Annotated in this window: 17 protein-coding genes; 13 read left to right on the top strand and 4 right to left on the bottom strand. The window is 34.9% G+C overall.

Going from position 1 to position 17960, the window contains the following annotated elements; all coding sequences use genetic code 11:
- Positions 1 to 3 precede the first annotated feature (3 nt).
- The 13 genes from J2W48_RS16650 (at position 4) to J2W48_RS16590 (ending at position 11533) form a co-directional block, all read left to right on the top strand.
- On the top strand, positions 4 to 552 hold the full coding sequence (locus J2W48_RS16650) for a YbhB/YbcL family Raf kinase inhibitor-like protein (RefSeq protein ID WP_310282804.1): 549 nt from the start codon (positions 4 to 6) through the stop codon (positions 550 to 552).
- A 751-nt stretch (positions 553 to 1303) separates the two neighbouring features.
- Entirely contained in the window at positions 1304 to 1657 is a 354-nt protein-coding gene (locus tag J2W48_RS16645) for a hypothetical protein (protein WP_310282803.1), read from the top strand.
- A gap of 293 nt (positions 1658 to 1950) precedes the next feature.
- Positions 1951 to 2904, top strand: coding sequence for a CobW family GTP-binding protein (locus J2W48_RS16640; RefSeq protein WP_310282802.1), 954 nt, complete (start codon positions 1951 to 1953; stop codon positions 2902 to 2904).
- A gap of 1 nt (position 2905) precedes the next feature.
- The gene (gene mog / locus J2W48_RS16635) at positions 2906 to 3442 is read left to right on the top strand and encodes a molybdopterin adenylyltransferase (protein WP_310282801.1); all 537 of its coding nucleotides are present in this window, start codon (positions 2906 to 2908) and stop codon (positions 3440 to 3442) included.
- On the top strand, positions 3439 to 5376 hold the full coding sequence (thrS, locus tag J2W48_RS16630; protein ID WP_310282800.1) for a threonine--tRNA ligase: 1938 nt from the start codon (positions 3439 to 3441) through the stop codon (positions 5374 to 5376). Before mog ends, thrS begins: the two co-directional genes overlap by 4 nt.
- A gap of 199 nt (positions 5377 to 5575) precedes the next feature.
- Complete coding sequence (locus J2W48_RS16625) at positions 5576 to 5947, top strand: dCTP deaminase (RefSeq protein ID WP_310282799.1); 372 nt, start codon at positions 5576 to 5578, stop codon at positions 5945 to 5947.
- Between the two features lie 217 nt (positions 5948 to 6164).
- Positions 6165 to 6821: a GTP cyclohydrolase I FolE gene (folE, locus tag J2W48_RS16620; protein ID WP_310282798.1), complete on the top strand. Its 657-nt coding sequence runs from the start codon at positions 6165 to 6167 to the stop codon at positions 6819 to 6821.
- Positions 6822 to 7247 (top strand): Fur family transcriptional regulator, encoded by a 426-nt coding sequence (locus J2W48_RS16615; protein WP_310282797.1) that lies wholly within the window; start codon positions 6822 to 6824, stop codon positions 7245 to 7247.
- The gene (locus J2W48_RS16610; protein ID WP_310282796.1) at positions 7244 to 7489 is read left to right on the top strand and encodes a hypothetical protein; all 246 of its coding nucleotides are present in this window, start codon (positions 7244 to 7246) and stop codon (positions 7487 to 7489) included. The genes J2W48_RS16615 and J2W48_RS16610 overlap by 4 nt, the downstream gene beginning before the upstream one ends.
- 607 nt (positions 7490 to 8096) lie before the next feature.
- Positions 8097 to 8600, top strand: coding sequence for a glycine-rich domain-containing protein (locus J2W48_RS16605; protein WP_310282795.1), 504 nt, complete (start codon positions 8097 to 8099; stop codon positions 8598 to 8600).
- Positions 8597 to 9532, top strand: a complete 936-nt coding sequence (locus tag J2W48_RS16600) for a hypothetical protein (RefSeq protein WP_310282794.1) — start codon at positions 8597 to 8599, stop codon at positions 9530 to 9532. The genes J2W48_RS16605 and J2W48_RS16600 overlap by 4 nt, the downstream gene beginning before the upstream one ends.
- Positions 9529 to 10881, top strand: a complete 1353-nt coding sequence (locus J2W48_RS16595) for an MATE family efflux transporter (protein WP_310282793.1) — start codon at positions 9529 to 9531, stop codon at positions 10879 to 10881. The genes J2W48_RS16600 and J2W48_RS16595 overlap by 4 nt, the downstream gene beginning before the upstream one ends.
- Before the next feature lie 16 nt (positions 10882 to 10897).
- A complete protein-coding gene (locus J2W48_RS16590) occupies positions 10898 to 11533 on the top strand; it encodes a class I SAM-dependent methyltransferase (protein WP_310282792.1) in 636 nt (211 codons plus the stop codon).
- 61 nt (positions 11534 to 11594) lie between these two features.
- Here J2W48_RS16590 and J2W48_RS16585 read toward each other — a convergent pair whose 3' ends face one another.
- The 4 genes from J2W48_RS16585 to J2W48_RS16570 form a co-directional block, all read right to left on the bottom strand.
- The gene (locus J2W48_RS16585) at positions 11595 to 13043 is read right to left on the bottom strand and encodes a DUF3526 domain-containing protein (protein ID WP_310282791.1); all 1449 of its coding nucleotides are present in this window, start codon (positions 13041 to 13043) and stop codon (positions 11595 to 11597) included.
- Positions 13044 to 13050: 7 nt separating this feature from the next.
- Positions 13051 to 14466: a DUF3526 domain-containing protein gene (locus J2W48_RS16580; protein WP_310282790.1), complete on the bottom strand. Its 1416-nt coding sequence runs from the start codon at positions 14464 to 14466 to the stop codon at positions 13051 to 13053.
- Between the two features lie 113 nt (positions 14467 to 14579).
- Positions 14580 to 15785 (bottom strand): DUF4374 domain-containing protein, encoded by a 1206-nt coding sequence (locus tag J2W48_RS16575; protein ID WP_310282789.1) that lies wholly within the window; start codon positions 15783 to 15785, stop codon positions 14580 to 14582.
- Positions 15782 to 17920, bottom strand: a complete 2139-nt coding sequence (locus J2W48_RS16570; RefSeq protein ID WP_310282788.1) for a TonB-dependent receptor — start codon at positions 17918 to 17920, stop codon at positions 15782 to 15784. The genes J2W48_RS16575 and J2W48_RS16570 overlap by 4 nt, the downstream gene beginning before the upstream one ends.
- Positions 17921 to 17960: the final 40 nt, after the last annotated feature.

Here is a 17960-nt window from a genome sequence, read left to right as displayed (position 1 = left end):
AAAATGAAAAAAGCAAATTTAATTTTGATGCTGTCCTTAATTTTCTCTGCAGTAGTTTTTGGTCAAAAAACATTTACCCTAACCAGCAAAAATTTGGGAGGAGAATCAACAAAAAAACAAGAATTCAATGGATTTGGTTGTTCAGGAAATAACGAATCGCCTCATTTACTATGGAAAAATGCTCCCGAAGGAACGAAAAGCTTTGCAGTTACAATGTACGATCCTGATGCTCCTACTGGAAGTGGGTTTTGGCATTGGGTAGTATTCGATATCCCTTCAAACATAGATGAATTGATGACAAATGCAGGAAACACTAAACTGAATTTAACAACTAATGGAGTGATTCAAAGCATTACCGATTACGGAATTAAAGGATATGGTGGTCCTTGTCCTCCCGAAGGTCACGGGATTCATCAGTATCTAATAACAGTTTACGCCCTGAAAACTGAAAAACTGGGACTTGATGAAAATACAAACCCGGCAATAGTCGGTTTTAACCTTTGGAACAACACCTTAGCCAAAGCAAGTATAGTGGTCTATTACAAGCGATAAAAGTTAAAAAAGAATGGATTGGGAGTAATCTTAATCCATTCAAAAAAACACGCTTTTTTTAGATAACCAATTTGACTACAAACTATTTATAATTATCTCCGTATAATTTCTTTCCGAAAATGACTCCCAAAATTTAGGAGCAGGAAATCAAGATAAGGTAGCAGGTTTAGTTTATATCGCAGCATTTGCTTTGGAAACAGGCGAAAGTTTGGGTAACCTGTTTGAACGCAGAGCCAGTTCAGGCGGAGCGAGTATTTACCCAGATCCAAAAGGTTTTTATAGGTTAAATATGATAAGTATGATGAGTTTTACAAAGAATTCTGACAAGGAGGTCACTGAATTAATTTTAGAAGCTGCTGCCTCTTTTTAAAATACACAAAAACCGCTGATGCTTCAATCAGCGGTTTTTAAAAGTTAAATTTATCAGCAAGTTAGCCATGTTATAAATTTATTTCTTTTTTCTATGCCTGCAATAATCCCCGTTATCAAATAGAAACAGCAGATAGATTTTACAGTTTTTTTGGCTTAATACCTATCATCCTTTCTTATAAAAAAGCAAAAAACAGCTAATTTCTCTCTAATATTTAGAGTGCATTTCATTTATTATACAGCAAAAAAACGCAACAATGTTGCGCTTATGGATAAGATTTTTATATTTGCAACATAATTGCATTAAAGGAAGTAATAAAGGCATCAATAAATCAACTGTCTTTTAAACTGCACTAATTAATTACAAATGCAATTATCAGAAATGAAAAAAAAGAAATTTATTATAATCAATGTTCTTCTGTCAATGTCAGTATTGTTTTCAATACTGTTTCAGTTTATACATTCTTATGAACATCATTCTGAACAACTTGCAGCAAAACGCTATCATCATTATTCCAAAAACAAAACAGAAATAAGCAATAATCACAGCATTTCTGAAGAATGTTTTACTTGTGATTTTAGTTTTAGCTCATTCACCACATCTGATTTTGATGTCTTTCAATTTCATAAAAATAATGCATTAATACATTTTTCTTTATTTCACTTCCAGGAATATTCTTCATTTTTTAAAGGAAGCCATTTTTTACTTCGGGCACCGCCATTATTTTTAAAATAGCTAAAAAAACAATCATTTTAAATCTTAAGATGAGAGGTATTCTGTATTTTAAATTAAAAGAATATCCAAAAAAACTTGCTTTTACTGTATTGGAAATGTTCATCGTTACCAAGATAAACGGCAGGTAAAACTTCAAAAAAAACGAGTCAATCTTATCAGATCTAACCATCCGGATAATGATACCGTTTAGAAACTATTTGGAAAATCAATACCAAAATGGTTCTAATTGACAATCTCGAAATAATAGTCGGACCTCTTTTGAACTATAAATCCCAATCGAAATAAACTTCCAAATGGAACAACCCAAAAAAATCAACGTTTACATCATAACTGGATTTCTAGGCTCAGGAAAAACAACACTTTTGAATAATTTGTTGCAACAATTTGCCTCTGAAAAAAACGTAGTCATAGAAAACGAATTTGGTAAGATTAATATTGATGCCACATTGGTAAACGGAACATTTGAATCTGTTTATGAACTCACAAACGGCTGTATTTGCTGTTCGATAAACAATCAGTTATTGGAGACCCTGGGTCGAATTCATACTTTAGAAAACCAGGCTGACAATTTGTTTATAGAAACCACAGGCATTGCCGATGCTGGAGAAATTGCGGCAAATTTCACATCGCTTTTTATAGCAGAAGCTTTCGATTTAAAGAAAATTATAACTGTTGTTGATGCTGAAAATATACTTTTCTATAAAGATTCAAATCCAGAAGTACAAAAGCAAATTGTAGCTGCTGATTGTATTGTTATCAATAAATCAGCGTTGGTTACAACCGAAATTATTGCAGATATAAAAGACTTCATACAATCTATAAATCCATATACAAGCATTTTTCTGTCTCAGGAAGGTTCGTTAGACCGAATGAATTTGGCAACAGAAAACAGTGAAAAATCACTCACTCCTAACACTATTTATAAATCCGAAAGTATTCATAAAATCAAAACAATGCTTTATGAAACAGATGATTTTTTTGATATTCAAAAATTGAAATACGAACTTTTTAAAAACTTGTATTTGTATTACCATCAAATTTATAGAATAAAGGGCTATGTTTTGAATACAGAAAATGAAGTTTTTCTGGTTCAGACCACAGGAAAAACAGTAGTAATAACTCCATCAAAAAACCAGCAGATTTCAAAAAGCCAATTGGTTTTTATTGGAAAGGAACTGGAATTAAAAACCATAGCGCGTTTACTTAAAAGTGCTGTTGTTAAAAATAAAAAACTGCAATTATCATAAAATGGGAAAAATAAAAATTGGAATTCTTACCGTTTCTGACCGGGCTAGCAAAGGAATCTACGAAGACCTATCAGGACAAGTAATTAGAAATGTAGTCGATAAGTACACCAATGACAGTTGCGATTTTGCTTATTTGATAATTCCTGATGAAGAAGAATTGATACTCGAAAAATTACTCTATTTATCCGATGTCGAAAATTGCAGCCTCATTTTTACCACTGGAGGAACAGGTCCCGCATTGCGGGATGTAACACCCGAAGCCACCGAAAAAGCCTGTCAAAAAATGCTGCCCGGTTTTGGCGAATTAATGCGACAGGAAAGTCTTGCCTACGTTCCTACCGCCATATTATCAAGACAAACGGCAGGAATCAGGAACCAAACCTTAATCGTGAATCTTCCCGGAAAACCAAGTGCCATCGAACCCTGCCTGAAAGCAATTTTTCCAGCCATACCTTATTGTATTGATTTACTTGAAGGCCCGTTTATGATTTGCAACCCGGAAACAATCCAAATTTTTAGACCCAAAAAACAACTATGATTACGCTATTCTTACCTTCAAATACAGAAAAAATATTCCATCAAAAATCGGTTACTTTGCTTGATGTTGCTGAATCTATAAGTAATTCTTTAGCCAAAGAAGTTCTTGTGGCAAGTGCAAACGGACAAATTATAGATGTAAATACCAGCATAGAAAATAACTCTAAAGTCAATTTGCTGACCTGGAAAGACGATGAGGGCAAAAATGCTTTTTGGCACACCACCGCTCATTTGCTTGGCGCAGCTTTACAAGAGTTATACCCAGGCATTCAATTAGGAACTGGTCCAGCCATCGAAAACGGATTTTATTATGATGTTGATTTTGGCGATTACAAATTTACCGATGCCGAGTTTGTTAAAGTCGAAAATAAAATACTGGAATTAGCCCAACAAAAATCATTGAACATTCGAAAAGAAGTTTCAAAAAAAGAAGCTACTGCTTTTTTTATGCAACACTATAACGGCTATAAATTAGAATTAATTGAAGGTTTGCCTAATGGAACGATTACGTTTTACGAAACCGGAAATTTTACTGATTTGTGTGCAGGTCCTCATATCCCGAATACTTCATTTATCAAAGCCGTTAAACTTACTGCTATTGCTGGCGCTTATTGGCGTGCCAACGAAAAAAACAAAATACTGACTCGTGTCTATGGAATTTCGTTTCCAAAAAAAGCAGAACTTGAGCAGTATCTCGAAGCTCTGGAAAAAGCAAAGCAACGGGATCACCGCAAACTGGGCAAGGAATTAGAACTTTTTTATTTTGATGAACAAGTCGGAATGGGTTTGCCGTTATGGGCTCCAAAAGGCGAAGCTTTGCGACAAAATTTAATTGGGTTTCTCAAAAAAATACAAATGCGGGCAGGCTACCAGCACGTGGCTAGTCCGCATATCGGTAAAAAAGAGTTGTATATCACCTCGGGACATTATGCCAAGTATGGTCAGGATGCTTTTCAGCCTATAAAAACACCAGCTGAAAATGAGGAATTCTTTTTGAAACCAATGAACTGTCCGCATCATTGCAAAATATACGCAACCAAACCCCGAAGTTATAAAGAAATGCCCATAAAATATGCCGAATTTGGTACCGTATATCGCTACGAACAAAGCGGCGAATTGCTCGGATTGACCCGGGTGCGGGGATTTACCCAGGACGATGCACACATTTATTGCCGACCCGACCAGCTTAAAGAAGAGTTTTTGAAGGTAGTCGATTTAGTGAATCTAGTCTATGGAAAACTAGGTTTTACTGAATTTCAGACTCAAATTTCTTTGCGGGATTCTGTAAATAAAGAAAACTATTTGGGCACAGACGAAATGTGGAACTTAGCCGAAAATGCCATTATAGAAGCCACCCAGGAGCGAGGAATGAAAACCACAACCAAGGAAGGCGAAGCGGCATTTTATGGTCCAAAATTAGATTTTATGGTACGTGATGCCATTGGAAGAAAATGGCAAATTGGTACCATTCAGGTAGATTATATGATGCCCGAAAATTTTGATTTGACTTATACAGGAACCGATAATGCCTTACACCGACCTGTAATGATTCATCGGGCATTGTTTGGTTCTATGGAGCGGTTTATTGCCCTTTTGATTGAACATACTGGCGGAAATTTCCCCGTTTGGCTCGCACCAACCAAAGTAATTGTGCTGCCTATTGCGGCTAAATACATTCCGTATTGTCAGGAAATTACCAATCAAATCAATGAAGAATTCGATTTGCAAATTGAAGTCGATGAACGTGACGAGAAAATTGGCCGCAAAATTCGGGATGCCGAAACACAAAAAATTCCTTATATGCTTATTGTTGGCGAAAAAGAAAATCAGGAAAACAAAGTTTCGATTCGGGTGCATGGCGAAGGAGATAAAGGGGCAGTTTTCATTTCAGAGTTTATAGAAAATTTTAGAAAAGAAATTAAAATAACAGGCTGATGAATTGTTGTTTTAGCTGAATTTGAATAGCCTGCAGCTTTAGAGGGATAAAATAAAAGAGTATGAAATGGCTTTAGCCAAAATCCAGCCTTTTTGGCTAAAGCCAATTGGAGATTCATTCTCTGTTCTATTCAAAAGCTGAAAAGAATTCAAAAATTGAAGGCTAATGAAAACTATAAACAACAAAATTGCATTCTAAATGATTTTAAGCGGAAAAGAAATAGAGAAAAAACTCGGAACAGATATTTCGATCGAACCATTCGATGCCAAACAACTCAATCCTAATAGTTATAATTTGAGATTGCACGAGGAATTATTGGTTTATGACAATGCTATTTTAGATATGAAAACCGAAAATAAAGCATCGATGATTCGCATCCCAAAATCGGGCTTGTTGTTAGAACCCAATAAACTGTATTTAGGCAGAACCGTAGAATATACCAAAACCCATAATTATGTACCGATGCTGAAAGGCCGAAGCAGTATTGGACGTTTAGGCATGTTTATACACGTTACGGCAGGATTTGGCTATAAAGTTACGCTCGAAAAAGGAGGCGTTTGTCACACCTAATAACGCTCAAGGCAAAAACAGAAAAACCTGTTTTTACCGAAAATTAGATTTAGAAAACCATCAACTCTATTTTTTAGAAAAATGAAATGAGCATTTCCGAGAATTTGTAGCAATTGAAAATCATCGAATACCAAAATAAAATAGTAACCGATGAGATAAACACAAATGAGGCTATGCAAATTACACATGACCGATAAAAAACAATAAATAGTAGCATATGAAAAACATAAAACACAAACAAGCCGATGCACTTGGCGACAACCATATTGGGACATCGGTAGAAACGCCTTTGCGAAGCGATGCTTTTGCCAAAACAGACGACCAAAAAATAGAAGCTATATCGTTTCATTATCAAAAAATAATGGAAGAATTGGGCCTGGACTTAACAGATGACAGTTTGAGCGGCACGCCCTATCGAGTGGCAAAAATGTACGTAAAAGAACTTTTTTCGGGATTAGACCCCAAGAACAAACCCAAAATTTCGGTTTTCGATAATAAATATGAGTACAACAAAATGTTGATCGAAAGCCATATTACTTTCAATTCTTCCTGCGAACATCATTTTTTACCCATTATTGGCAAAGCGCACATTGGTTACATTTCGTCAGGTAAAGTTATTGGATTGTCAAAAATGAATCGGATTGTGCAATATTTTGGAAGAAGACCCCAGGTGCAGGAACGGATGACGATGCAAATTTTTAACGAATTGAAAACGGCTCTCCAAACTGATGATGTAATTGTAGTAGTCGAAGCCGAACATTTATGTGTTTCGACCCGGGGTGTAAACGACAAATCCAGCAAAACCACTACGGTGGAATATGGCGGACAGTTTGGCGACGCCCAAATTCGAAATGATTTTTTTAAAATGATCTAAATGATACCAAAAGCCACCGCAATTCTGAAAGAAAACGGACTCAAAATTACCCAAAACAGATTGGATGTTTTGGCTGTTTTTCTAGGTTCTGAAAAGGCTTTTAGCTTATTGGATTTAGAGAAGATATTGCATTCAAAACACGATCGGTCCAGCATTTTCAGGAATTTACAAACCTATTCCGAGAAAGGCATTTTAGAGAAATTTTGTAACGCATCCGGCACAGCGATTTATGCTTTAAACCTGCATAAACCCAATTGTAATGGTACATCTCATTTTAAATGCAAAGATTGTGATACCGTAGTTTCTCTTCCTGGTTTACCTGCTGAATATTTAGAAATATTAGGCAATAATAAAATGGAAACGATGAATTTATTAATTGAAGGTACTTGCGAAAAATGTCAAATTAAAAACCCAAACACATTATGAATCAATTTGTATTAAACGAATATCCCAATGCCGCAACAGGCGAAAGTGTAACCAACAAATATTTGTATTTTTTAGAAAAAGAATACCAATCTGACCTTAAAAAAATGCTCTTTGCTACTTCGCTATGCTCGGATGATGTGAATGTCTCTGCCGATTTTAGAAAAGTTTTGGCACGACCCTTTACCATGGGTGGATTAATCAAAAATCTGCAATCATTTATATATTTAAATGCCATTAAGTGAAACCCTCACTTATTTCATTCTTTTCATACGCTTTCCAATCTATCAGCGGCATTATCCCAATTGATTATACGGAATAAATTATCTGCAAAATCTATTCTTTATTTCTGAATTTTATAATATGCGTGTTCCCCAAACATCGATTGCCAGTGATGTAATTACGCCTTATTACACTAATTTTTAGTGGTTTTCGCGTTGCAAAAAGGTTAACTTATCTGTGTAGTTGGCAGACTAAAATTTCCAATCGTTACCATCAACATCATTGGCAGTTTTGGCGAAATCCATTTTGAGTTTAAATGAAAAATAAATAAAAAATACTATCGCAACAATGTTGCGATATGTAAATAATTTATATATTTACAATAGTATTAAAATTGGGGTAAGCCGAAAACCCAAAAAAAAGAGTAGGCAATAACAATTAATACTTGAAACGATGGTAAATTCAAAAAAAGCTTTGATTGCAGCAATTCTTGCCGCAAAAAGCGCAGTTGGAGGAACACACTGTAGCAAATGCGGTCACTGTACAGCTACACTGTAATTCAAAACAAAAACGGGAGTTGCAGTTCGCGCTGCTACTCCCGTTTTATTTAACCATTAATACTTGAAAAAAATGGAGCCACAAATTTACAAAGAAATAGTTGATATCGATAAATCCCAGCTTGAGAATATGCTTTTATATTCTAATGAAGATATAATTTCCAGATTTAGGGATATGTATAATGTGGATGAAGATGAGGCTCAGGATTTATTTAAAGAAACGCGTAAATTTCTTTTTATCTGCCAGTTGAAAGGCATATTTATTCCAGATGATTTATTGATTCTTGATGAAATGTGGCACAACTTTATCTTGTTTACAAAAGAATACCACTCCTTTTGCGGCAAACATTTTGGGCGATACTTTCATCATCTTCCTGCCTCTAAAAAAGAAAAAGAAGAACACAAAATAAAAAACGAAGCAAATCCTGATGCTACGATGACTGAATACCTTCAGAAAATGGAACATCTTATGAGTACTACTTACGACTATTTGGGAGAAGAAACCGTAATAAAATGGTTTACCGAATATCCAGTTAAGTACAGCAAAGAAAATGTTAAAAAATTGAGAAAAGAATGAGTATTTTTCCCAAAAGAACAGTGCCTAATAAAGGCGTAACGATTCATTGGAACTTTAACACTGCCCACTTAAAAGGGATACATATATTCCCTTTTGTACGCATAGGAGTAAAAAGACCGGACGGAGAAGTTACTATGCTATACGAAGGCAATATCCTTGCCTTACCAGACTCCAAAGAAGAAATTACAGAAAACGAAACTATCAAATATAAATATCTCAATAAAAACACCCCTCTTTTAGTCCTTGCAGATTATCTGTCAGGTTCATGCAAACGTGAAGTCCTTGTAGATATACTAAGTGCCATTCAATCCGGACGGCACTACTATTTCTATTATGACATTGCTGATGATGCTCCGCCAGGTAAATATAAATTAATCTCCGAAGTGCATAGTAACGGGGAAATTCGATATTCTAAAACAGCAACTGATGATTTTTTCTTTGTAGAAAAACTCCAGCTGAAAGAAATTAGAAAGCAATCTGGTCAGCGTATTGCTATTGTTCAAAATCTATCTACAGAACCTGTTCCCGTAAAAATTGTGGAATGTATAGAAAATGATGCAGAGTTGTCAACCCAATTGCAGGTATTTGAAATTCCTGCCAACAAAGAAATTTCAATTAGTTTCAATTCAGAAAAAACATTTCTGCTTTATAACGAAGAACGTGAAGTTATCCCTTTGATTGAAGGTTCCGGAATGATGAGCCTTCGCAATCAACAATTGCTATCTCTTTCTAAAAAAGAAGACTTTGATGAGGTGATTTATGTGATTCCAAAAGATACTGATGAAACTTTTAAACTCGATACTATTTCAAAAGAAATATGGTTGAAAGCAGATGGGCTCAACACTAAAGAAGTATTTGAAAACAACTATCTATATAAAGAGGCTTATCAGGAATTAGTGCAAAGTGGCCTGGTACAAGAAATAAAATTATGAAAAAGCCATTGGATATAAAAAACGATAATTTATGGAGACTGATGTGGACAATGTCTTTGCCGGGAATCATAGCTACAATTGTCATTTCGCTCAACACTTTCATAGATTCCCTTTACATTGGTTATTTTATTGGAGCAGATGCACTTGCCGGAATTTCGTTGGTAATTCCTTTAACCATATTAATCACGGCAGTTATGGTTTTGATTGCCTCTGGATCAGCGTCAGTTTTGAGTCGTGCTATCGGAGCAGAGAATATTGTCATCCAGCAAAAAGTATTGAGTAATCTTTTTACAATGTCTGTTATCGCTTCCGCTTTGCTTATGCCAATAGGAATTTTGTTTTCGGATGAATTGATTGCATTGATGGGCGGAACAGGAAAAGTCCTGCATTACGGGTCTGATTTTTATAAAACATGGTCTTTCGGTATTTTCTTTACTATTTTTGGTCTTTCTGCAAATGGACTCATTCGGGCAGAAGGAAAAATAAAACAAGCGATGCGCTTTTCTGTTATTGCAGTGGTATTGAATATTGTTCTTGCCCCCATATTAATTAACATTGGAAATTTAGGCATAAAAGGCGCTGCCCTTGCAAGTATTATCGCAATGGCAGTATATGCTTTTCTTACCCTCCGATATTTTTTATCCGGCAAAGCCTCTTTTATAACAGGAAAAATTCAATTTAAGATTGAAGCAGAAATGCTCAAAAATGTATTTACAGTAGGTTTGTCTGCTTTTTTTATTCAGGGGACAAATTTTATTCGCCAGGTATTTATTTTTAAATCAATGGCACATTATGGAACAGATTGGGATTTGGCCTTCTTTTCAACAGTTTTCAGAATATTTACTTTCTCGGTTATGCCGGTTTTCGGGCTATTGCAGGTATTACAGCCTGTTGTAGGTATAAATTATGGAGCTGGTAATTATGAAAGGTGTGTAAAAGCAGTTGGAATATTCAGAACAGGAGGTATTTTATTTCTTTTATTTATATGGATCCCATTAATGCTGTTTCCCTCTGCAATTGTGTCTATTATGCTTCCTGACAGGATACTTTCTGAACAGGAAATTAATTACTTCCGGACAATATTATTTATTATACCGTTTTTCCCTATTGGAACAAGCGGAATTATCTTTTTTCAGGCTATCGGAAAAGGTAAGAAATCCAGTTTTATATCCATTGGGCGGGAATTGATTTTATTTATACCTCTTATACTTGTTTTACCCTCCCATTATGGCACAAGCGGAATATATTATAGTATTGTTATTGAAAATTTTTTATACATAATCATACTGTTTTTACTAACCTCTTATGAGTTCAAAAAATTAAGAGTAAATGCACTCGTTCCGGCATAAGAAAATACAGAAAAAGATGAATAGCAATTGGGAAAAGCATTACCAAAAAGTTCAGGAAAAGAATCTGACACCTTCTGCAACACTTGTAAAAGCAATGGATTTATTTGATGAAGAAAAAATAGATTATTTAGTTGCTTCCGATCTTGGTTGTGGCACGGGAGTAGATACAATTGCACTCATAAAAAGCGGATGGGAAGTAATTGCTATAGATAGGCAAACACAGTCAATAGAAGAATTAAAAAAGAATGCTCCTGAAAAGTATGCAACTAAACTGAGCATTATTACCGGAGATTTTGAATCTGTTTCTCTTCCTGATGTATCGCTGGTAAATGCCTCTTTTTCCCTTCCTTTTTGTCACCCTGAAAATTTTAATTCTTTATGGAAAAAAGTGGTGCACTCTATTTTACCAAATGGCCGGTTTACCGGACATTTTTTTGGAGTTAATGATTCCTGGTCAACAGATCCCAACAAAACCTTTCATACCAAAGAACAAGTTTTAAATCTATTTACGGAATTTGATTTAGAGTATTTTGAAGAAGTAGAAAAAGCAGGCAGGACAATTCTCGGGGAGGAAAAAAATTGGCATGTGTTTCATATTGTATCCAAAAAAAAATCCCAGAGCCAATTTCACAAAAACTATAACCCATCCTGATTAACCCGGGATGGGTTATGTTTTTAATTTAGAAATGGAAAAGATCTCACTTATTTGCTTTTTAATTTCTCTTTAAGAACCTATTACTCACAGTAAATATAAAAATCGACAATAAGCCTAACAAGGCATAACATACAATAATATTTATCGAAACAGGCATGGCTTTTTTATATTCAAAAACAGGAAATTTATCATAATCCTTTTTCGTTAATAATCTGTCAAAAAATAATGCCGGATAATAAGCATCATTTAGTTTGTCATGGAAAGCTTTGGTTTGCCATACAAACGAGTGATTTGCAAAAGCATCATTGTTCGCTAACGACGCAAAAACACCATCTATTGCAGCTGTAGGATTGATTAAGCAACCTGAATTAATCAATTTTTGCCTTTGCTCGATATTTGCATAATAGTTTTTGACTTTTATGGTATTGGAATCGTCCAAAAGCCTATGGTAACCCATATAAACGGCAAATGAAAATGCAGCTGTATTTGGATCTATATTGGCATTTTTGTATTCCGGATAGACCTTCCCAAATTGCTTTATTAGTTTTATACCATAAGCAGTATCCTCAAATTTGGAACCTTGTGGTCTTCTGGACATTCTGCTAATAGCCGTGTTATCAACAGGAACTATTTTCTCAATTAATGCCGTGGACAAAGTTGGAATAACAACACAAGTCATAGTCCATACAACCCCGCAATACAAAGCATTAGCACTAGTGTTTTTACCTATTGAATTGATGCAATACACGACTGATAACCAAAAAATAAAGTATAAATTAGCGCCTGCAAAAAACATAAAATCATTTATCGTCGGGCTTTGCCTGAAGCAAATATAATTCACAATCATTCCTGTAATTAGAATAAAAACAACCATCATTTCGATAATCAGGCCTATTAACAAAAACCTGGATTGCAGCCATTTTTTTTTAGAAATCCCCTGACTGTTTATCAACCTCCAGTTGCCATTGTCCAACTCACTGGAGAGCGAATTAAAGCATAAGATAATTATCAATAGCGGTAACAAATAGATAATCCAAAAACTGGTGTCAAAATGCCCTGCTAATGACCGCAACGGATTGGCAATTTCTCCTTGTTTAAATAATTGCATAAAAAAACTTTCTACCTTAACGGTATAATAATACGGAAAAACATCGGCCTGACCGATAGAAAAAATAGCCGTACTTGAGGGAGTTTTGAACGCTGGTAAAACGACATTCCTATTAGACGACAATAATCCCGTAACCTTTTCATAGGCTTCTTTACCCTCATTTATAGTCGTATCTGCATCAAAACCACGAACAAGTTCCTCTAAATTCTTTGTTTTTTCAGTTTTAAAATTTTCAATTGTGCTTAGCTGTTTGTCTTTAAACACAAATCCCTGGTACAAACCATATATTCCTGTTACTAAAAAAACAAAAAGTATCATACTATTTGCCAGGTGCTTTTTGAAGAGCCAAAATTGGGTTTTTAATGAAACTTCCGGATGTATTACACTATTATTTTTCATCGTTATTTTAACTATAAATTTTATTACTGCGACTTCTGAACATTAAAATAAATAATGATAAGCCCCAAATGAACAACCAAATATTTTCTATAAATACCGAATGCAATAACCAGGTCAATGACCTGTTTTCAGTCTGTAAATCTGCAATGGCTTCGTATTTTCCTTTTTTTACACGATAAGTTTCAAATGAATTGTAAGCAGAATTATCTTTCATATCGTTGTTCATATTTTGAACAAATGACCTTCGGTAGTTTTCGGCCTGAGTCTGAAAATCAATTTCAGATTCTAGTCCGGCATTACAGGTGGTCATAGATAAATTCCGTATCAAAATGTAAGGACTTGCAATACCCATCCAGGTTTGCACTTTCTTTTGATTTTGGAGGGTTGCAAATATTTTTTTGAAATGTAAATCATACGCTTTACTGGAGTATTCTTCACTTTGCTGCATAATATATCCTTCAAAATTAAATGGCAATTGTTGTACACTATCTACTTTGTATTTTACTAGTAAATCCTTTTCAATTTTCAGGGCTCTGTCACTAGTAGGGTCGTGTCCGTCCAAACCGTTCTCTATCGATTCTTTTATTTGCTTTTTTAAATCATAATTGGTAATCAGGGGGTAAATATTTTCAGCTAAATTAGCCGACATCCTGGGCATAATAATATTGCTGAACATCCAAACAAGTAATAAAACAGCAATGGAAACTCCTATTTTTTTAATGTGTGCCGAAACCAAAACTCCCAATAAACACCAGATAAGAGAATAAAGAGAATAAACTAGTAAGAGATAAGTCAGGGATGCAGGATTCAAATCTCCTCCAAACACTTTCCAGGAAACGATTGCGGTAAGCAAGAAATAAGGAATAATAAAACTCTCAAAAAGAATAAAAGCAGCCAGCACTTTCGAGAAAAGTATTTTTCTAAAAGATGCCCCCTGTGCCAGGAGCAACTGCATGGTGCCTTTTTCGAACTCTCCGTTGACACTATTAAAAGTAAATAAAATGATGAACAAAGGTAAAATTAATTGGCAAATCAAGGCTGGACTTAACCAGCCAAATCGCAGCCCTGTATCACTTTCCTGACTTTTGCTAAACAAAAAATCATTTTGCCTGTGCGGTTCCATATATACGGAAGTGCCCGTGTAGATGCTCAACCCTGGATCTAAACATTGTAGTGATGTGGGCTTTTTATAAGCATAATTACCAAAATGTGCCGCCATATGCGGATGTTTTAGTTCCTGACCAAGCCATTCTTTTCTGGAATCTTCCTGAGCCTTTAATCGTGTATCTAATAAATTAGACTGATAGTTTATTTGATGTAACAGAGCGATTAGACTAATAAAAATTAAAAATCCCAAAAGCCTTTTTATTTGGCTGTTTCGTCTCCATTGCAACCATTCATTTTGGATTAAATTAAGTATCATTGCTTTTGTTTCTAATGCGAAAAGGGTTTCGATAACCCCACGCAGACTTTAAGAACCTGCGCAGATTTATCTAATGACAAAAAAATTATAGATTGACCCCTTGATTTGCGTTTCTAATTAATTTTTGTAAAACCATTGCAGGTTCCAGAACTTAAATCAAATTCTTTGGCAACTGTGCCACCATTAATTGTATAAGAATAAACAGCATTACTGCTGGCAGCGGATACATTAAAATAAATCTTGTCTGCATCCCATTGGGTCATAAAGGTATTATTACCAAATATTTTTGGCAATGCTGTCGAAATATTCCCTGAAGAAGTTTTAGCAGCCAAATCTATTTTATAAATTTCTCCTGCTGCATACGAATCATAATTTGCATCGGTATCAAATGGATACGCCACAGGATCTGAATACCGAATGGTAAATGTTAAACCGTTGGCAAAATGATACAATCCCAAGCACGATTTTCCGGTAGCGGTATCAAGATTGAAAAAATAAGTAGGGTCAAATTCTGTTGTGCCACTTTTAATTTTCAATATACCGCTTGGCTTTCCGTTATTAGCAAATCCTAATACATAGATGTCATTATTGGCATCTTTTATCAAAGTATTTGGACTAAAAGAGGAAGAAGTTCCACCTGTCCACATTTCGCTACTGCGATCATCTTCAATTAATTTCTCCACTTTGTTGGTGGTTCTGTTTATTATCCCCACAAAAACTTTATCCTCAAGATTACTAAAGCTTGCATCCTGATAATTAACCCCCATATAAATAAAGTTATCCCGAATGACCATTCCCAGATAGAAAACATCGGTTGCACCTGCTTTTTGCAAGCCCGTCAAATCTACAGTAGTGATTATCTGCATATTGGCTGGATTAAATTTTACCAGCTTGGGTACTCCACCAAATCCATTAGCCGCAGCATAAGCCTCGGTAGCGCTTATAAATTCTACTGCTCCAAAAGTTTTTAAACCTGCAACCGAAAAACTAGCAGTTTCTCTTGGCACCCCTTTATCATCAAAAACATACTTTCGCAAAGTGGCTGGTGCGCCAAATGTGGTCATATAAATATCCGAACCATATTTATACATACTCCCCGAACTGGCTAACTCCGCAGCAGTTGAAGTATCAAGCGTACCTGAAGGAAAGGAATTGGTTCCAAACAAATAAGTGGTTTGATTAGGGTAAATTCCGCCAGTGGTTGATAGGGCATAGTTTACTTTGTTTGGGTTACCTGGTTCTGCATCTTTCTCGCAAGAGAATAGGCTAATTATTGCAACTAATGCTATCATTAGCATTGATAAATTCTTCGTTTTCATTTTTGTTTAGTATTAGATTTATAAATTCGTATTTTAAAACTGAATGCTCTTTCTGGCAACTGTACTTTAAAGTTGTCATACGTTTTTGAATTGGTTATATTATTTACTTCAAAGGCAAACGAGAGTCCTTTGTCTGCCAGAGAATAGGAAACTCCTGTGTTTTGCAAAAACTGGGATGGAATTCTGTTTTTTAATTCTTTAGCACCATCAACTTCCCAATACAAGAAATATTCGTGCGTATAAGTGGTATTCAACCAAACTTGCAGGGTGCTTTTTTTAACAAATAAATTTTCCTTTTTATACGAAACCCCAGCATTTGCAAACAGATAAGGAATATTTGGGAGTCTTGCATTTTTGTAGCGCTCATTATTGATGCCGCTATTGTCTATGATAGATTGGTTTCTTAAATCCTGATAGGTAACATTACCGTTTAAATTAATAAAATCAACAGGATTATATTTGATACTGGTTTCGGCACCCAATACCCTGGCGCTCAAAAGATTTTGGTATTGACCCCCAAATTGAGAGGTACGCAGATAAATGATGTTGCTAACTTTTCTATAAAAACCGGTTAATTCAGTTTCAATTTTATTGGAGTTGTGTAAAAAATTGACATTTACGTTTTCACTTTTTTCAATATCAATTTTCGGATTTGCTTTTATCAACATCAAATCCCCAAAAGCTTCTTCTACCTCGGGTAGCCGGGCAGCGTGTTCATACGAGGTTTTAATTTGAGTATTATCATTGATATTATAAGCTAATGCTACGTTATACGCCATTGAGTGCAGCGATTGTTCTGTTATTGTTTGTGTCGACCACTCGATAGTATAGCCGGACAAATCGGCATAATAATCCTTAATGGCAGTCGAAAATTTTAATCTTGAATCTATTAGGTTTCCTTCAAATTCTATTCCTGCAATATTTTTCAGCATCGAAGAGGGTGTGCCAAAATAATCGACCCCGCCATAAAATTTTTGAGCGACAGTATCTTTTCCGGTACGGTTATAATGTTGCAATGTGTTACTGAAAACAAACTTAAAATTATCTTTGAAGGCATAAGTGCTTGTGATTTTTCCGTTAAAAACATTGGTATAAATATGAAGCAAACTGCCCGAAGATGTAATTTCGCCACCACTATATTTTTTGTCAACAATGACTCCTTTCCAGTTATAAACATTCTTAGAAGTATCTGTAAAAACCCCGTGCAATTTGTTATATGAAAGCAATGCTGAAACATTAATTTTTTTGAACAGATTGTTTTTTTGGTATTTTAAAATACTGCTCAATAGATTTTCTTTGTAAAACGCTTGTCCGTAAGGTTGTGTTTGTGTTAGATTATTTTGCATTTCGTCATAAGTACCGGTTTGTATGATAGTCAGATTCAATTGGTCAGCAAAGCGGGTATCTGTAAGTCCCGTTTGTAGTTTTATGTTGTAATTTTTATACAGATCATGAAATCGTTTTACGTTTACTATCTCATTATTTCCAAACTGGTTCGGAACTTCGGCATCTATACTGTAATTGTTTTGCGCATAATTTGCATTAAGCTGTATCCCAGCAAAAAAGTGATTGGATATATATTTTTTTGCTGAAAAATTCAGTCGGTTTGTATTAAAAGAAGCAATTGAATAGGACGCGTCAAAATAGTTTTCTTTTTCTTTTCTAGTCACAATATTGATGGCCGCACCTAGCGCATCAGCACCCAAATCAACAGGGAGAACACCTTTATATACTTCTATTCTCTCCATTTGCTCTACTGGATAAATATTTAGTAATTGCGTTTCGCCCATATTATCCTGAGGCAAGCCATCAATAAAATATTTAATTTGTTTTCCTGTTGTCCCATTAATAAAAATTTCGGTTCTTGCTCCAAAACCTCCATCTTGTTTTATTTTTATTCCTGAAACTTGCCTCAACAGGTCTAATCCTGTAGCATTGGTATTATAAAAAGGTTTTGCCTCGATGACAGAAATATTGACAGGCTGTTGCTTTATAGCTTTGCTTTTGTTAGCTACTATATTTACAGCTTGTAAAATATGTGTCGTTTCTTTGGGCTTTGTATTTAAAGTATCTGTTTGAGAAAATGCGTTTGAACAAAAAAACGTGACTCCTATTATAACTAAGTTTATTTTCATACTATTTTTATCGAAATAGGAAATTTTTAAAATTGTTTTT

The sequence above is a fragment of the Flavobacterium piscis genome (assembly GCF_031457575.1).
Taxonomy (GTDB): Bacteria; Bacteroidota; Bacteroidia; order Flavobacteriales; family Flavobacteriaceae; genus Flavobacterium; species Flavobacterium piscis_A.
Note: the sequence above shows the minus strand (reverse complement) of the source record. Positions and strands in the feature narration are given on the sequence as shown.